The organism is Winogradskyella sp., from assembly GCF_013213975.1.
Taxonomy (GTDB): Bacteria; Bacteroidota; Bacteroidia; order Flavobacteriales; family Flavobacteriaceae; genus Winogradskyella.
Genome location: NZ_JABSST010000025.1, coordinates 1 through 17,987, shown reverse-complemented (window position 1 = coordinate 17,987; position 17,987 = coordinate 1). Strand labels below are relative to the sequence as shown.

Here is a 17,987-nt window from a genome sequence, read left to right as displayed (position 1 = left end):
ATGAGTAGTTTTGTTGTTAAGTCAATTGGTGGAGTATTAAATGCAACAAGTTTAGTATCTTCTAAATTTGCCGCGAAGCGCGCACTCAACCTTTTTACTTCTCCTCGAAAGGGACGATATACCGAAGACCAAAGAAAAGTAATAAATGACGCCCTATATGAAGAGCTTCAATTTAACGGTTTAGATATTGCCACATATCGTTGGCAGGGAAAAGGTAAAACAGTCCTTTTAGCTCATGGATGGGAAAGTAATGCTTCAAGATGGAAGTACCTTCTTAAAAATTTAAAGTCTAACAATTATAATATTATTGCACTTGATGCACCTGCGCATGGACGATCTGGCGGTAAAGAATTTAATGCTGTTTTATATGCAGAATTTATAAATGTTGTTGCTAAAAAATTTCATCCTGATACGATTATAGGGCACTCTGTTGGTGGTATGGCAACAGTATTTTCGATACATAATTTTGGTTTAGAGTCAGTAAATAAACTTGTATTACTTGGTGCACCTGCTCATTTTACAGGTGTGTTTTCGCGTTATAAGTCCATGATGGGATTCAATAAACGAATTTCGAAAGACCTTGATAAAATTGTTTTAGAACGCTTCGGACAGTCGGTCGATTATTATTCCGCAGCCAATTTTACCAGTAACTTTAAGGCAAAGGGATTAATTATTCATGATAAAAATGACAACATAATTCCTTACGAAGATGCTTTGTTATTTGCCAATCGCTATAAAAATTCTGAATTGCTCAGCACTTCAGGATTTGGACATGGCCTTAAGGATAGGTCCATAACTCCAAAAATTCTTGAGTTTATAAATAGATAATCTTTATTGTACTTTTACAGCATGTCTAACAACCTAACAAGACTTAATAAATACCTTAGTGAAGCTGGCTTTTGTTCACGACGTGAAGCGGACAGGTTAATTGACGCTGGTCGCGTAACCATTAATGATGTAATTCCTGAAATGGGCACCAAAGTTGCATCTGGAGATGTTGTTAAAGTTGATGGTGAACGTATTGATGCGCGTAAGCAAAACTTTGTTTACCTAGCACTTAATAAACCCGTTGGTATTGTTTGTACTACAGATACACGCGTTGAAAAGGATAACATTATTGATTTTATTAATTACCCTAAACGCATCTTTCCAATTGGTCGACTTGATAAACCAAGTGAAGGACTCATTCTTCTAACAGATGATGGTGATATCGTTAATAAAATTCTGCGTGCAAGTAATAATCACGAAAAAGAGTACATCGTCACTGTAGATAAACCCATTTCGCAAACTTTTGTGCAACGTATGGCAGATGGTATTTATATTGAAGAATTAAAACAACGTACTAAAAAATGTATTGTCAAGAAGATTAACAAGTACACTTTTAGCATCATTCTAACCCAAGGTCTAAATCGTCAAATTCGTCGCATGTGCGAATATCTTAATTACGAGGTACAAACTTTAAAGCGCATTCGAATCATGAATATCGAACTCGACGTTCCTGTTGGCGCCTATAGAGAATTGACCTCAGAAGAGTTTAAAACACTAAGTCAGTTGATCAGTGATTCTAAAAAAATTGTAAGCCCTAAGGAAAATTTTACTCGCAAATCAAGACGTTAATTAAATCCTAATTAACAGTGAAGTAGATTGTTTTGTTTATAGCTTGAGATATAAGGATTAACATTAACAATTGATAAAAAATTCAAGAGTTGACAGTGTTGAAAGTGACTAGAAAAATCTATCTTTAAATTTTAAATTTAAGATAGTAGTTATGTCTAACATCGCGCCATTTCATTTAGCAATTCCAGTCCACAATTTACAAGCCTGCAGATACTTCTATACTTAAATTTTAAACTTTGAAGAAGGCAGAAGTAGTGACCATTGGGTTGACTATAATTTTTTCGGGCATCAATTAGTCATTCATTACAAACCTGAATCTAAAGAAGACGAGCATACCAATTCAGTGGATGGTAAAGATGTTCCTGTTCCTCATTTTGGGGTTGTTTTACCATGGGATAATTTTAATGAATTTGCAAGTATGCTAAAATCAAAAGGCATTGATTTTATTATTGAACCTTATATTAGGTTTGAAGGACAAGTTGGTGAACAAGCCACAATGTTTTTTAAAGACCCTTCTGGCAATGCCTTAGAATTCAAAGCCTTTAAAGATATGAGCCAGTTATTCGCTAAGTAATTAAAATCTAGTTAGATAAAAGGGTAAATAGATTAAAAGAGAAATAATGGAATTATACGAAGTTGAAGCAAGAACATAGAATTATCTATTATGAAGTCTATGCTGCTCTCTAGCTAATAAAGTATTCTTTAATAACATTGCAATGGTCATTGGACCTACTCCTCCTGGGACTGGCGTAATAAAACTTGCTTTTTTACTACAATTTTCAAAATCTACATCACCAGTGATGTAATATCCTTTTTCAGAATCGTCAGGAACTCGCGTAATACCAACATCGATAATAACAGCATCATCTTTTATCATTTCAGCCTTTAAAAAGTTCGGTATCCCTAAAGCAGATATTATAATATCTGCTTGGGATGTAATCTGAGTAATATTCTTAGTGTGACTATGAGTCAAGGTCACTGTGGAATTCCCAGGAAACCCTTTACGACCCATTAGTATACTCATAGGACGACCAACAATATGAGAACGTCCAATAACTACAGTATGCTTTCCTTTAGTTTCTACTCCATAGCGATCAATAAGTTCCAAAATACCAAATGGCGTAGCCGGAATAAACGTCGACATATCTAAGGCCATTTTGCCAAAGTTCATTGGATGAAACCCATCGACATCTTTATCTGGATGAACGGCCATTAATACCTTTTGCGTATTAATTTGAGGAGGTAATGGTAACTGAATGATAAAACCATCAATATCATCATTGTTATTCAAATCTTCGATCGTATCTAGTAACTCTATTTCACTAGTTGTATTTGGTAAACGTACCATTGTAGACTCAAAACCAACACGTTCACAAGCTCTAACTTTACTACCAACATAAGTAAGACTAGCCCCATCATTTCCTACTATTACTGCAGCAAGATGTGGGACCTTTTCTCCATTAGCCTTCATTTTGTCAACCTCAGCTTTTATTTCAGCTTTGATGTCATTACTCGTTTTGCGTCCGTCTAGAATTGTCATGTTGGAAATTTTCTAATAGTTAGCTTCTTTTATCTAGGCATGTTCTTCATCATCTGCATCATGCGCTTTCCGCCTCCACCTTGCATCATTTTCATCATCTTACTCATTTGCGTAAATTGTTTCAATAGTTGGTTCACCTCTTGCACCGAAGTTCCAGATCCTTTTCCTATACGCTTTTTTCTGCTTGAGTTTATGATTGATGGGTTAGAACGTTCAGCTGGAGTCATGGAATGAATTATGGCTTCAATACCCTTAAACGCATCATCATCAATATCAATATCCTTCATCATTTTTCCAGCACCTGGAATCATTCCGATAAGGTCCTTCATATTACCCATCTTCTTAATTTGCTGTATCTGCTTTAAGAAATCATCAAATCCAAATTGATTTTTGGCAATCTTCTTTTGAAGCTTACGCGCCTCTTCTTCATCAAATTGTTCTTGGGCACGCTCTACAAGCGACACCACATCTCCCATTCCTAATATACGGTCTGCCATACGTGAAGGATAGAAGACATCTATGGCTTCCATTTTTTCACCTGTACCAATAAATTTAATTGGTTTATTAACTACAGATTTAATAGAAATAGCTGCACCACCTCGTGTATCACCGTCTAATTTTGTAAGGATAACACCGTCAAAATTAAGGATGTCGTTAAAGGCTTTAGCCGTATTAACGGCATCCTGACCAGTCATGGAATCAACCACAAATAGGGTTTCCTGCGGTTGAATGGCTTTATGAATGTTAGAAATCTCGGTCATCATAGCTTCATCTACTGCCAATCGACCTGCGGTATCTATTATAACAACATTATGACCATTAGCTTTAGCATGAGCAATACCTGCTTGAGCAATGGCAACAGGATCATTATTTCCTTTATCACTAAAAACCTCAACATTGATTTGATCTCCAACCACATGCAACTGATCAATCGCTGCTGGACGATACACATCACAAGCAACAAGTAAAGGTTTTTTTGTTTTCTTGTTTTTGAGATAATTAGCCAGCTTTCCAGAGAAGGTCGTTTTACCAGAACCTTGCAAACCTGACATTAAAATGACACTTGGGTTTCCTGATAAGTTGATTCCTTCAGCATCACCACCCATAAGTTCAGTCAACTCGTCTTTAACGATTTTAACCATTAATTGGCCTGGCTGCAGTGTGGTTAAAACGTTTTGACCAAGCGCTTTTTCTTTTACCTTGTTGGTAAATTCTTTAGCTATTTTAAAGTTAACATCGGCATCTAAAAGCGCTCGTCTTACTTCCTTTAAAGTTTCAGCAACATTTACTTCTGTAATACTACCATGGCCCTTTAATACGTGTAACGCTTTATCTAACTTATCACTTAAATTATTGAACATAATCTTTATCTCTTTTTGAAGTTGCAAATTTAAGAATTTACAAGAGATAAACGAATGGGATATCTATAATTCTATAAGTCTAAAACTGAGAATACTCCAAAAGAAAAGAGCTGCCCAGCGGTAGACAACTCTCTTCATCAACTTAAACTTACTAAAATTACTAATGTACTTAGCGTTTCTTTTTATTAATCGCAGTTTCTTTCTAAAACGATTACATCATCACCTCTATGCAGTTGTAAGCGATCTACTTCGCATTCAACAACCAACCACTCACCAGTAATGGCTTGAATATTTGGTCCTGCAACACTATCAAATGTTAAAATCACTCCTTCATCAGATTGAGACGTCGTCCATGATGCATCTATATTTAATCCTTGACCTTCAATAATCAAGTTTTGATTTGCTTGAAACATTAAATAGAAATCGATAAGATTATCACTGGCATTATAACTTACAATCTGCCATGAACATTCTTGTAAAATATTATCGACATCTCCTTCAGAGCAACTTTCTTCGTAACAGTTTTCTACTATTAAATGATGCTCAAAAATTTCGAATATACTTGGATCTCCAGCCAAAGCAACTCTCGAATAGATAGTTTGCTCGTAAGCTATAGTATTAATAAACGCACTTGCTAATGCATTAACCTGAGTTTCTGCGTCATCGATGGTTAAATAAAATGCAAACTCAACGTCATCATTTGGACAATTATCAAAAATTAAATTAAGATCAAATGTTCCAAATCCGTCCTCAACGTCATCATCTTCGTCGCAAACTTCTAGGTTGTAAAGCCCATAACACTCAGAAACATCCTCCTCATCAATTTCACAATTGAGTTCTAGACTCATGTATAGAAGTCCGTTTTCAGACTCTTGGACAAACTCTAAATCATAATCATTATCACAATCCTCGAGCAACCATAATCCATTGGCGGTCGTAAAGGTCTGTAATCCTTCTATAATGAGTTTTATTCCTAAATCCGTTTCTAATAAATCCCAAGCACCGATGTCTACAACAGTTGCATCACCGGAAACAACTAATTCACCAGATTGTGTGAAATTAAACTGTAGGCTATCTATTAAATCATCTTCATCATTTTCAATTTCAACGTCGAAGGCACATTCTAATAGATAAGCTTCGATGTCTTCCAATTCAAGATCGCATTGGTCTTCTTCATCATCATTGTAACAATCATCTTCAGCAGCTTCAATAGCGTTTCCTAATTCTTCATTAGAATTTACCTGAATTGTTTCACCATTAGCATATAGTAAGGTAACAGGGTAATTTAAACTTACAATTAAAGCGTTTTCATCGTCTTCTAATGCTTCTATAAAAGTATAAAGTGCTTGGTCGCTTTCAATGACAATAGTATCTACAATATTGAAATCAGAATTAAAAACTGAAAATGAAATAGGATAAACAAAATCTATACATTCAATGATTTCGTCATCCTCGTCATCAATATCACAAGACGCTATCCATCCTTCGAGTTGATCCTCGTTTTCAATTACAATTTCAGTATAATCATTAAAAATGATGGTTATTGGAAATATAAAATCCAAAATATCATCTTCACCTTCGAACGCTTCAAACAACTCCTCAAGCGCTTCTAAATCGTCTAAAGTTTCAATGGTAATCGTAATATCGCTTACAACAATAGTCACTGGTAATTCAATAGAAAAACAGCTTGAGTCATCTAGGATGTCATCGTAGGCGCCATAGTTAGCAGTAACGCTAGTCATAAAAGAAGCCAGTGCAGAATCTGCAGTAATGACTTCTTGATTGTTGGGATTATTTATTTCTGTTTCTTCATTTTGACATGAAAAAACAAAAAGGGCAAAAAAGGCTACATAAAGTAGGCGGTAGATTTTTGTTTTCATAATAATGGAGCTTTATCGATTTTATTATAGAACAATTAGCATTTTGATTTTCCTACCCTTGCTTTATAAAATTTATTTATAATTTGTGAGTCGAAAAGTACTATGAAACAACCTCTACAAGACCATATTTGTGAAGAACGGTTATTTGAAAGCATCTTTAAAAAGCATTCAAAAAACCTGCATAACTTCTTGTATTACAAGTTTGGAGAGCATCTAAATCCAAAAGACAAAGTACAAGAGGCATTCATAAAACTTTGGCAAAATTGTAGTAAAGTTTCCCCTGATAAGGCAAAGAGTTTCTTGTTTACTACTGCTAATAATTTAATGCTAAATGCTGTGGCGCATCAAAACGTAGTTTTAAAATATGAAAAACGTCCTCAAAAAACAGCTACCATAGAATCTCCTGAATTTTTACTGGAAGAAAAAGAGTATCACGAAAAATTACAAAAGGCACTATCTAATTTAACAGATGCACAACGTGTTGCTTTTTTAATGAATAGAGTTGAGGGCAAACGCTTTAAAGAAATAGCAGAACTCTTAAATATTTCCACCAAAGCCGTAGAAAAGAGAATTTATGGTGCCTTAAAAAAATTACGAGAGGATATTAAAGGCATTTAATGGGTAGGAGTTTTTAACCCTTAGCTGTTTTATTAATGAATAGAAAGAAATGAATAAAGAAGAACTCATAAAAAAGTGGTTTGATAACAACCTATCACTAGAAGAGCAAAAGGCTTTTGAACAGCTTGATAATTCCTCGGATTTAATTAAACTTAACAACGCCTTGCATTCTTTTAAAGCTTCTGAGTATTCTATTAATTCTGAATATAGCCATTTAAAATCTGAACTAGATTCAGTAAAGATCAAAACTAATAGATGGTTTTATACAGTTCTAAAAATTGCTGCTGTATTGGCACTTCTCTTGAGCGCCTATTATTATACAACAACTTTAGACACAGAGATACAAACTAAAATTGCAGAACAAACCATTATTTCACTACCAGACGCTTCTGAGGTCAATTTAAACGTAAATTCATTCTTAGCCTTTAATGAACATAAATGGGAGAAGGCTAGAGTTGTTAACCTAAAAGGTGAAGCTTTCTTTAAGGTCGCTAAAGGCAAAAAATTTGATGTAGTTACTAAACATGGTAAAGTCACAGTATTAGGTACACAATTTAATATTATACAACGTAACGACTTTTTTGAGGTCACCTGCTTTGAAGGTTTGGTGGCTGTAACCCATAGTGAAAATAGAATAGAATTAAGTCCTGGCAATTCATTTAGATGGATAGATGGGGAAATGATTGCTAATGATAAAGTGCTCGCTACGCAACCTAGTTGGTTGCGTGGTGAAAGCAGCTACAATAATGTTAACCTAAAGCATATTTTATCTGAATTAGAAAATTACTACAAGATAAAGATCAATGCCGAAAATATTGACACCTCTCGATTATTTACAGGTAGCTTTACACACAAAAATCTGGATTTAGCATTGAAATCTGTTACAATACCCTTAAATTTAAGCTACAGTAAGACTGGAGCAATTGTTGTATTAAAGCGTGAATAAACCATTACATCGCCTTTTCTTAGTTTTTTTAATTATTTCCTCTTTCTATTTAGCTCATAGTCAAAATAAGGAACCCCGACCTCTTGTTCAAATTCTTGAGCAAATAGAAGCTCAATATGATATTAAATTTTCTTATGAACCAAATACTATAGAAGGCATTACTATGGTTCCTTTGTCATCGTCATTAAGTTTACGAGAGGTTTTAGATGTGTTAAAAACAATTTCACAAATCAATCTTGAAGTACTGAGTGAACGGTTCATTGCTGTAACGCCTAAACTTAATAGTACGCAAAGATTAGAGGAAGTTGTAGTTACCAACTATCTTACCAAAGGAATTTCAAAAACAAATAATGGCGCTATACAAGTTAACACAAAAGCCTTTGATAACCTTCCAGGATTAATAGAACCAGATGTTCTTCAAATAATCCAAAATCTACCTGGAGTAATTAGTGTTGACGAACGCATTTCTAACATCAACGTAAGAGGTGGCACTAACGATCAAAACCTCATCATTTATGAAGGTATAAGAATGTATCAGACCGGACATTTTTTTGGTCTTATTTCAGCGTTTAATCCTTATTTATCTAAAGGAGTAAGAGTCTCAAAAAATGGAACAAGTGCACTTTATGGCGATGGTGCTTCCAGTACAATATTAATTAATGATTCTGATGTTATTGATAATACTTTTGATGCCGGTTTTGGATCTAACCTATTGAGTGTTGATGGTTTTGCAAAAATTCCGTTTTCCAAAAAAACAGAACTACAGCTGGCTGTGCGACGTTCCTTTACTGATATTATAGCCTCTACAACCTATGATGCTTATTTTGATAGAATTTTTAGAGATTCTGAACTTAATACATCAAATGATATTAATAGTGTTTTAGCGTTAGATGAACGCTTTTTATTTTATGATATTAACGCTAAGTTGCTTTACAATATTGATAAATCCTCTAAGCTTAGAATTAAACTTCTTAATATTTATAATAATCTTGACTACAATCAAATTTTCACAAACTCAGATAATAACTTTCAAGAAAACCGAAGCGCATTAAATCAATTCAGTTACGGAGCAAGTGCAACATATTCTAAAGTATTCGATAACGAGTTGTTTGCGTCTGCAGAATTATACTATTCAAATTATGATCTATATGCTAAGAACGATGATATAACAAATAATCAACGATTAACTCAAGAAAATAAAGTAGAGGATTATAGTTTACGTTTAGATGTTTCTAAAAAGCTTGATAATAATACTGAAATACGAGTAGGTTATCAATTTAATGAAGTTGGTGTAACCAATTTCGAAGATGTGATTAATCCGGATTTTACAAGTCTAAATAAAGAAATTATTAGAACTCATGCTATTTTTGGAGAAACAGAACGCTATTCTAAATCAAGAAACACATACATCAGACTTGGTGCAAGAATTAGCTATTTTGAAAAGTTACAGGAGCTAGTTCTTGAACCTCGTTTTGCCTTTAATCAAAAACTATCTAATAATATTAGAATCGAAGTTTTAGGAGAATTAAAGAGTCAATCGATATCGCAAATTATAGATTTACAGCAAGACTTTTTTGGCATTGAAAAACGTCGTTGGCAGCTATCTAATCTCGAAGATGTTCCTTTAGTGAGGAGTCAACAAATTTCTTTAGGTATTAGTTACAATAAAAATAATTTGCTTGTTTCTTTAGAAGGCTATTACAAGAATACTGATGACATAACGGCTCAGAGTCAAGGCTTTCAAAATCAATTTCAATTTGTAAACGATATTGGATCTTATACTGTTACAGGAATTGATTTTTTGATCAATAAACGCTTTAATAACTTTAGCACCTGGTTGAGTTATACCTTAAGTAATAATGACTACAAATTTGACAATTTAAACCAAGGTGGAGCATTCCCCAATACTATCGATTTAACTCATGTCGCTGATGCTTCCTTAACCTATAATCTCAACAATTTTAAAATTGGTCTAGGAATAAATTGGCATTCTGGCCGCTCTTATTCAGAACCTGCCGAAATCCAAAACCCTTTCAATTCAAATATAGAATACAAAAATCCGAATGGTGCAAGGCTACCAGATTATTTTAGAGCCGACATCTCTGCAACCTATAAATTTAATCTTTCAAAAAATACTAATGCAGAAATTGGGGGGTCTGTTTGGAATATGTTTAATCAGATAAACATTATTAATAGATACTACACTGTCGATGCAGACGATAACATCATTGAAATTGACAATCGTTCTTTAAAATTCACTCCTAATCTAAGCTTTAGAGTTAATTTCTAATCTTAAGAATTATAGGTAATTTTAAGCTCTAATTATTAGAACTATGACAGACCAAGAAATGTATCATCTTAAATTTCCTGTTGGAGATTTTAACAAACCAGAGCGCATTACAAAAGAACACCTTGACGAGTGGATTAGTACAATTACAACCTTTCCAAAGTACCTAAAAGCTATCCTCAAGGATCTTAGTGAGAAAGAGCTTGGTTACAGATACAGACCTGAAGGTTGGACCATAAGACAAGTGGTACATCACTGTGCTGATAGCCATATCAATAGCATCGTTAGATTTAAACTTGCTAAAACTGAAGATAAACCCACTATTAGACCTTATTTTGAAGATCGCTTTGCTCGTCTGGTAGATTACAAGGAACCTTTAGATGATTCTATTGCGATTCTAAAAGGAGTTCATAATAAGCTTGGTCTATTGCTAAAAAGCTTTAACCAATCTGATTTAAAACGTGAATTTGTACACCCTGAACATGGCAAGGTATTTTCCATTGAAGAGACTATTGGAGTATATGCATGGCACTGTAAACATCATTATGCTCATATTGAACAAGCTTTAAAATTTAAAGATAAGTATAACTAAAAAGAGCCCTCGTTAAAGGGCTCTTTTTTTATTATTGCATTTCTACGGCAACCCATTTGCAGATTGCTGGCTATCTTTACGCCGCTGTTTTTCTATACTTTTTCTAATTTTTTCAATCGCAGACTCAATGGACTTATCAGGTTCAATTAGGTTATACTGACCCCAGAAATTTGGATCAGAAAAGCCAGAAATCGCATCTGTAATTATAACTGTTGGCCTTAAACGGTCTTTATTCTTAATTTTCCGATTTGCAGTATTTATTTCCCAATCCGTTACTGCCATTTCACTTGACAAGGTATATACCTTATTAAAAATCTGTCGCTTCTTATTCACTTTAAATTTTAAATTAAGGTTAGAATAACTGTAATACCACTTTCCATTTTTTGCTTTATAATCTACCTTATAATTTGCTTCTAGCGGATAAACCACAACATCTCTAGGTTTCTTTTTAACAAGTAAATTTTTAGTCTTATTCTTATTACTCACGTCTAATGAATAGTCTGCACTAACTAATGCTAAAGACTGTGTATCTATATATAGCTTCCCGTTATAGCTTAGATTTAGACCATTATTTCTTGGAGAGAAATTAACCACATAAACATTTCGGTTATTAATGGTTGATGGTTGGTCAAAAGAGAATCTATAACTGCTAATTGTCTCGTCTGTAAAAATATACTCAGGATATTTCATGATATCCAGATATATAGTAGAAAACGGGCCGCCTTGAAGCTTTACAGAAACAGTATCTAAACGTTTATAATCTGTACTTTTTCTAGCTTTACCTAATTGAATAGCATCGCGCTGAGGAGATGTGTGCGGTTGCTTTAATATATTTACAACTGCTTCGGTCAATGATACATTTCTATTTCGGCGTTTTATCGTCTCACGGTAAAATGCTGTCATATAAACAGACTCATCTTGAACGGTACTATTTTTCTCTTTAAAAACGGTTCTGACTAACTTCTCAGCATCTTTATAAGCAGAAATGCTTACAGCAGTCAATTCTGTTACAGCTTCATAAAGTTTTATCTTATTACCTTCTTTAGATAATTCTGATAATGGTAAAACACGTGTATTATAACCTAAAAGACTTACAACAACCTTAGAGTCCAAATACTGATTTGGAACCTTTAGAGTAAATTCGCCTTCAGAATTAGTTATGGTACTAATATTGGTCTCGTTAACATTAAGACTAACTGCTTCTAGTACTCTTTTAGATTTTCCATCATATACTTTTCCACTGAACTCGGTGAAATCAACCTGAGCATTTAGCGTAAAAATCGTAAGTAATAATGCAATACAAGTGCTTAGATTAGATTTAAAAATATAAGTAGTTTTCATAGCATAATTATTAAAACTTTAACCTATACTAAGATACGGAAAAGCACAGAATAGCTTATGAACCAAAATGTTAAAAATCGATTATTAACATTTTTTATAAAGAATTTACATACGTTCTGGAACATCAATCCCTAAAACAGCAAATGCATTTTTAATGGTCTGTCCAACGGTTTTTGAAAGTTGAACCCTAAAAGACTTTTCAGCTATTGAGTCAGCACCAAGAATTGATACATTTTGATAGAAAGAATTAAAGTCTTTCACCAAATCATAGGTGTAATTTGCAACTAAGGCAGGACTATGTTGCTCAGCAGCATTTTGAATCACTTCTGGGAATACTTCTAATTGTTTTAAAAGTTGTTTTTCTTTTTCATGCAACACAATACCTCTAATAGTAGTATTTGAATCTGTAGCCTTTCTTAATATTGACTGAATTCTGGCGTAGGTGTATTGAATAAATGGACCTGTATTCCCTTGAAAATCAATCGATTCTTTTGGGTCGAACAGTATGCGTTTTTTAGGGTCGACTTTAAGAATGTAATATTTGAGTGCACCTAGCCCAATAATTTTATAAAGTGCTTTTTTCTCTTCTTCACTATAATCATCAAGCTTCCCTAACTCTTTTGAAATCTCTTCTGCAGTTGCAGCCATTTCATCTATGAGGTCATCTGCATCCACAACAGTACCTTCTCTACTTTTCATTTTTCCGCTAGGTAAATCTACCATACCATAGCTCAAATGAAATAAGTTCTTGGCCCAATCAAAGCCTAATTTTTTGAGAATTAAGAACAAGACCTTAAAGTGGTAATCCTGCTCATTACCAACAGTGTATACCATACCACCAACATCTGGATAATCTTTAATACGTTGTATGGCAGTGCCAATATCTTGAGTCATATATACAGCAGTACCGTCAGCTCTAAGTACAATTTTTCTATCAAGTCCTTCGTCTGTTAAATCACACCAAACAGAACCATCAGGGTCTTTTTCAAAAACACCTGTTTTAAGACCTTCTGCAATAAACTCTTTTCCTAATAAATAGGTTTGACTCTCGTAATAATACTCATCAAAATCGACTCCAATAGCTTTATAAGTCTCCTCAAACCCATCATAGACCCAACCATTCATCCTTTTCCAAAGGTCAACAACTTCATTATCACCAGCCTCCCATTTACGTAACATGTCTTGAGCTGCTAATAAAATAGGTGCTTTCTTTTTTGCCTCTTCCTCTATAAGTCCCTCAGAAATTAAATCTGAAATTTCTGCCTTGTAGGCTTTATCAAACGCAACATAATAATTACCTACCAATTTATCACCTTTTAATCCAGTGGATTCCGGAGTTTCTCCATTCCCAAATCTTTGCCACGCTAGCATGCTTTTACAAATATGGATTCCTCTATCATTGATAATCTGGGTTTTATAGACTGTCTTGCCTGAAGCTTTTAATATCTCAGCAACAGAATAGCCTAGTAAGACATTTCTAACATGCCCCAAATGCAATGGCTTATTTGTATTTGGGGATGAGTATTCAACCATTATAGCCTCTTGATCTGTTTCATTTACATAGCCATAATTTTGATTATTCTTTATAGTATCAAAGAATTGAATGTAATAAGCATCGTCAATTACAATATTAAGAAACCCCTTAACTACATTGAAACTCTTAACTAAATCTACATGTTCTAACAGGTAGTTTCCAATTTGCTCCCCAATTACTACAGGATTTCCCTTAATAACCCTTAACATCGGAAAAACAACTACAGTAATATCACCAGCAAATTCTTTGCGCGTTGCCTGAAATTCTACAGATTCTAATTCTGATTGATATAGTGCTTTAACAGCCTCTTTAACGTGTAATTCTAAGGTATCCTGAAGCTTCATATTTTATTTAGACTTTAGCTTTTGAAACGCTTGCAAAGATAGAAGTTTTATTGTTTTTAAAGCGGGTTAAATCTTGATATTTCTTTATATTTAAAGACTTGAAAATACACAATGAGCTTATGAAATATCTAACTTTCATTTTCCTGTTTATTCTAGTTTCGTGTACATCAAATGATGATTCTAACGTAGATTCTAGGGCTAACAAGTTTTATAAGGGCATGGATCTATCCTTCCAAAGTGAATTGGAAGATTTTAATATCGATTATAAAGATTCTAACGGAAATTCTGTAGAACTTTTAGATTTTGTAAAATCTAAAGGAACAAATCTTGTTAGACTAAAACTTTGGCATACCCCCCAAAATGGTGAAAATGGACTCGATGATGTTAAAGCTTATGCTCAAAAAGTCAGTGCTAAAAACCTGGACTTTTTACTAAATATCCACTATAGTGATTTTTGGGCAGACCCAGGAGTTCAAACACCTCCCGCAGCATGGCAGGATATGACAATTGATGAAATTAAAATTGCCATTTATGATTACACAAAGGATGTTGTAACCGAACTAAAAAATCAGAATACACTACCTGAAATTATTCAAATTGGCAATGAAACCAATAGTGGATTTCTCTGGAATTATGGAAAAGTCTGGGGAAACTTTAATGATAATTGGAATAATTATGCCGCCTTAGTAGCTGAAGCAATAAGAGCTGTTAGAGACGTCGACAACAACAATAGGATTCAGATAATGTTGCACTTTGCTGGAATAGAATTTGCAGGCGTATTTTTTAACGAACTCCAAACTTTTAATTTGGATTATAATATTATTGGCTTGTCCTATTATCCGCAATTTCACACTAAAAATCTCGCTACTGTTACTTCAAAACTCAATGAACTCGCAACGACATTTGAAAAGGATATTTTAATGGTAGAAGTAGCCTATCCTTTTACCTTACAATGGAATGATAATCTGGGAAATTTCATAGGACAATTAGACCAGACACTCCCTGAGTTCTCACCTACACCTCAAGGACAAAAGGCTTATTTTGAGTGGCTTATTTCTACTATTAAAAACATCCCAAATAACAGAGGTATAGGGTTTTGTTATTGGGCTCCAGATTGGGTAGCCTTTGATGGAAATGAAAATACTTCAAGCGAAGGGTCGGCTTGGGAAAATCAATGCCTATTTGATTTTGACTTAAAAGCACTTCCTGCAATAGAAACTTTTCACACTAACTAACTGATATTTAATATTTTAAATCATTTATGCATTTCAACGATCAAATGGTAGTTTTTCTATGATTTTTGCCGTTAATCGATTCAGCATTTTTTTGATGAATTTCATCTTCCATTTCATCTAATAAATCAGCATTAAATCCTAATTATTAGTGTTTCTGCGTACATTATGGCATTTTTGATAAGCTATTAACAATGTCCCAAACATTAATGAGGCTTAATTATCAAACATTAACCACGTTGTTATTGTTTAGTGTTGACTTTCTTTTAGCATCCCTCTATAAAAGTTATGTACACCAAAACATTGCACTTCGTCTTTTATTCGCAAAACAATGAAGCAGTTATTGACTTTTGCTGCTTGTTTGTTTGCTTTCTGCATTTACTCACAAAATGATAGAATAGACGACCTTACCGTACAATTAGCCTACCAAGAGGCCGACTCTACAAAAATAGATCTTGCGCTTGAGCTCATCAATGAATTATATGCGATTGGCGAATTTCAGAAGGCTCAGAAATATGTAAATCAAACTGCTAAACTTTCTGAAAAATTAAACGACACTAAAGGACTTGCCGAAAGCACCTATTTCAGGGCACTAATTTATGCACAAAACAACGACTACTACAATGCCATTGATAATTACGAAAAGTCTAGAAGATACTATCTGCAAGTAAGCGACACTTTAGGGGTTGCTAAGGTGAGTAACAGCATTGGTTTAATTGAAATAAAACGTGGCAATTATGCTTTAGGTCTTAAAAATTCTCTTTCTGCGATCGATATTTTTGAGAAGCAAGGACTTTACAAGGAATTGAGTTCTGCTTACGACAATTTGGCTGAAGCCTATTTTATGACTAATCAAATTGATAAAGCCATTGACTTCAATTTTAAAGCACTAGACACAAGAAAACGTATTAGTGATAGAAAAGGCATTGTTGCCTCTACAACAAATATTGCCGACCTATACTCGCTTAGAAAAGAGCATCGTAAAGCGATTGAATATTATGAAGATGTTTTAGAGATGCTAAATCCTGAAACCGATAAAGAATTGAGAGGTGAAATACTACCAAAACTAGGAAGGGAATTTTTAGAGTTTAAAGAATATGATAAAGCATCTGAATATTTAGTACAAGGTTTAAAATACAATAGAAAGCAGAATAATCAAGATGGTATTTTAAGATCATTAAATGCTATTGGCAGCTTAAACTTGCAACAGAAAAAAGTTCGCCTTGCTGAAATTCAACTTAATGAAGCTTATTCTATTGCTCAAAAAATAGACGATAAAGATGCGCTTTTAGAGAACTACAAATTGCATATAGTCTTAGACTCTACAAGAGGCTATTTTCAAAACGCATTCTTCTGGCAGAATAAATACTACGATCTTAAAGAAGACCTGGCTAAAGAAAAGCAACCTATATTTCCTACCGAGGTAGACCCATTAGATCTAAATGAGTCCTATACAATAGAGGAACAAATTGAAAATTTTGATCCTAATCAAAAGAAAGAGAACTGGCGCAGCAATCCACTGATTTTTTATTGTGCAATTGCAGCTTGTGCAATTTTATTAACACTCTTGCTTCTTAATTTCTTAAAGACTAAAAGGTATCGAGAAACATTAAAAAAGCAACGTGAAAAATTATCGCAAGAGCTAATAAGAAATGAAGCTATTTTAGAGCAAACACATCATCTTGAAGAAGTAAATCAAGTCAAAGACAAGCTTTTCTCAATTGTATCACACGATCTAAAAGATTCTATTTCTTCTATTAAAGCCTTTTTAGATTTATTGAAAGAAGATAGTATTTCAAAAGAAGAGTTTAGAGCACTAATTCCAGAATTAAGCGAAAATGCTAATAATGCATCTTCTCTTTTATTCAATTTATTAAACTGGTCTAAATCTCAGATGCAAAACTTGGAGCCTAACCCGGAGTTATTTAATATCCAAGATGTTTTCCATACGAAAATGGCATTGGTAGAGCAAAAAGTTGAGGATAAACGGATTGTTCTTATAGACGAATCTCAACGAGATTTTGTTTATGCAGACAGGAGTATGGTGGAAATTGTTATTCAAAATTTAATAACAAATGCGGTCAAGTTCAGCAGAACTGGCGATGTTATTACTGTTTCTAACCAAGATGTTAATGGCAAAGCTTTAATCTGTATAGAAGATACCGGAGTTGGAATCTCTAGAGAAAACATTGATAAACTTTTTAACGCAAACAAAAACTTTACTACAGTGGGCACCAAAAACGAAAAAGGTACTGGTTTAGGTCTTACTATAGCCAAGGACTTAGTGGAACTAAATGAAGGTAGGATTTGGGTAGAAAGTACGGTTAATGTCGGTAGTAAATTCTTTATTGAACTTCCGAAATCCGCCCCTCAAGCTTAGTTATTTTATCTATATTTTAACCACTAAATATTGTTCAATGAAGCGCATACTTCCTTTACTCATCCTTTTAATAACGTTCGATTATATTTAAAACGAAAACTAAACCTAATCTAAATCAAGAAGAAAAGGAACTCAACCAATTATTTACGCTGATAAAAGGCTGATTAAACTCTGAAATTGAAGCTATAGTTGACTCCTCTTATTATAATGTTTCGTTGCATAGGTATCCTAATTTTCTGGGAGATAAAGGAAAGATTCTATACGTAGAACAAGCATTGAATACTATGCCAAAAAGACCATATCGCTAGTACATAT

13 protein-coding genes and 1 pseudogene are annotated in these 17,987 nt (G+C 33.8%); 9 read left to right on the top strand and 5 right to left on the bottom strand.

The features are described 5' to 3' along the window. The 3 genes and pseudogenes from HRU49_RS05265 (at position 1) to HRU49_RS05255 (ending at position 2,191) form a co-directional block, all read left to right on the top strand. Positions 1–828, top strand: coding sequence for an alpha/beta hydrolase (locus tag HRU49_RS05265; protein ID WP_296354887.1), 828 nt, complete (start codon positions 1–3; stop codon positions 826–828). A gap of 21 nt (positions 829–849) precedes the next feature. After that, on the top strand, positions 850–1,617 hold the full coding sequence (gene rluF, locus HRU49_RS05260; RefSeq protein WP_296354885.1) for a 23S rRNA pseudouridine(2604) synthase RluF: 768 nt from the start codon (positions 850–852) through the stop codon (positions 1,615–1,617). Between the two features lie 151 nt (positions 1,618–1,768). Beyond that, positions 1,769–2,191 (top strand): annotated as a pseudogene (locus HRU49_RS05255) (VOC family protein). A gap of 81 nt (positions 2,192–2,272) precedes the next feature. Here the strand turns inward: HRU49_RS05255 and HRU49_RS05250 are convergent. From HRU49_RS05250 to HRU49_RS05240, 3 genes are all read right to left on the bottom strand, one after another. After that, positions 2,273–3,157: a bifunctional 5,10-methylenetetrahydrofolate dehydrogenase/5,10-methenyltetrahydrofolate cyclohydrolase gene (locus HRU49_RS05250; protein ID WP_296354883.1), complete on the bottom strand. Its 885-nt coding sequence runs from the start codon at positions 3,155–3,157 to the stop codon at positions 2,273–2,275. A 29-nt stretch (positions 3,158–3,186) separates the two neighbouring features. Next, entirely contained in the window at positions 3,187–4,518 is a 1,332-nt protein-coding gene (ffh, locus tag HRU49_RS05245) for a signal recognition particle protein (protein ID WP_296354881.1), read from the bottom strand. 185 nt (positions 4,519–4,703) lie between these two features. Next, positions 4,704–6,398 (bottom strand): hypothetical protein, encoded by a 1,695-nt coding sequence (locus HRU49_RS05240; RefSeq protein WP_296354879.1) that lies wholly within the window; start codon positions 6,396–6,398, stop codon positions 4,704–4,706. A gap of 102 nt (positions 6,399–6,500) precedes the next feature. Here HRU49_RS05240 and HRU49_RS05235 point away from each other — a divergent pair, with 102 nt between their 5' ends. Genes HRU49_RS05235 through HRU49_RS05220 form a run of 4 tightly spaced genes read left to right on the top strand, consistent with a single transcriptional unit; the run spans position 6,501 to position 10,841 of the window. Then, on the top strand, positions 6,501–7,016 hold the full coding sequence (locus HRU49_RS05235) for a sigma-70 family RNA polymerase sigma factor (protein ID WP_296354877.1): 516 nt from the start codon (positions 6,501–6,503) through the stop codon (positions 7,014–7,016). 49 nt (positions 7,017–7,065) lie between these two features. Then, a complete protein-coding gene (locus tag HRU49_RS05230; RefSeq protein WP_296354875.1) occupies positions 7,066–7,962 on the top strand; it encodes a FecR domain-containing protein in 897 nt (298 codons plus the stop codon). Beyond that, the gene (locus tag HRU49_RS05225) at positions 7,955–10,252 is read left to right on the top strand and encodes a TonB-dependent receptor (protein WP_296354873.1); all 2,298 of its coding nucleotides are present in this window, start codon (positions 7,955–7,957) and stop codon (positions 10,250–10,252) included. Before HRU49_RS05230 ends, HRU49_RS05225 begins: the two co-directional genes overlap by 8 nt. 43 nt (positions 10,253–10,295) lie before the next feature. Further along, a complete protein-coding gene (locus HRU49_RS05220) occupies positions 10,296–10,841 on the top strand; it encodes a YfiT family bacillithiol transferase (RefSeq protein WP_296354872.1) in 546 nt (181 codons plus the stop codon). A gap of 42 nt (positions 10,842–10,883) precedes the next feature. Here HRU49_RS05220 and HRU49_RS05215 read toward each other — a convergent pair whose 3' ends face one another. Beyond that, on the bottom strand, positions 10,884–12,182 hold the full coding sequence (locus tag HRU49_RS05215) for a carboxypeptidase-like regulatory domain-containing protein (protein WP_296354870.1): 1,299 nt from the start codon (positions 12,180–12,182) through the stop codon (positions 10,884–10,886). Between the two features lie 105 nt (positions 12,183–12,287). Then, positions 12,288–14,060: an arginine--tRNA ligase gene (gene argS / locus HRU49_RS05210; protein ID WP_296354867.1), complete on the bottom strand. Its 1,773-nt coding sequence runs from the start codon at positions 14,058–14,060 to the stop codon at positions 12,288–12,290. Between the two features lie 119 nt (positions 14,061–14,179). On the opposite strand from argS, the gene HRU49_RS05205 reads away from it, so the two are divergent. Next, complete coding sequence (locus HRU49_RS05205; RefSeq protein WP_296354866.1) at positions 14,180–15,295, top strand: glycosyl hydrolase 53 family protein; 1,116 nt, start codon at positions 14,180–14,182, stop codon at positions 15,293–15,295. Between the two features lie 328 nt (positions 15,296–15,623). After that, a complete protein-coding gene (locus HRU49_RS05200) occupies positions 15,624–17,672 on the top strand; it encodes a tetratricopeptide repeat-containing sensor histidine kinase (protein ID WP_296354864.1) in 2,049 nt (682 codons plus the stop codon). Positions 17,673–17,987: the final 315 nt, after the last annotated feature.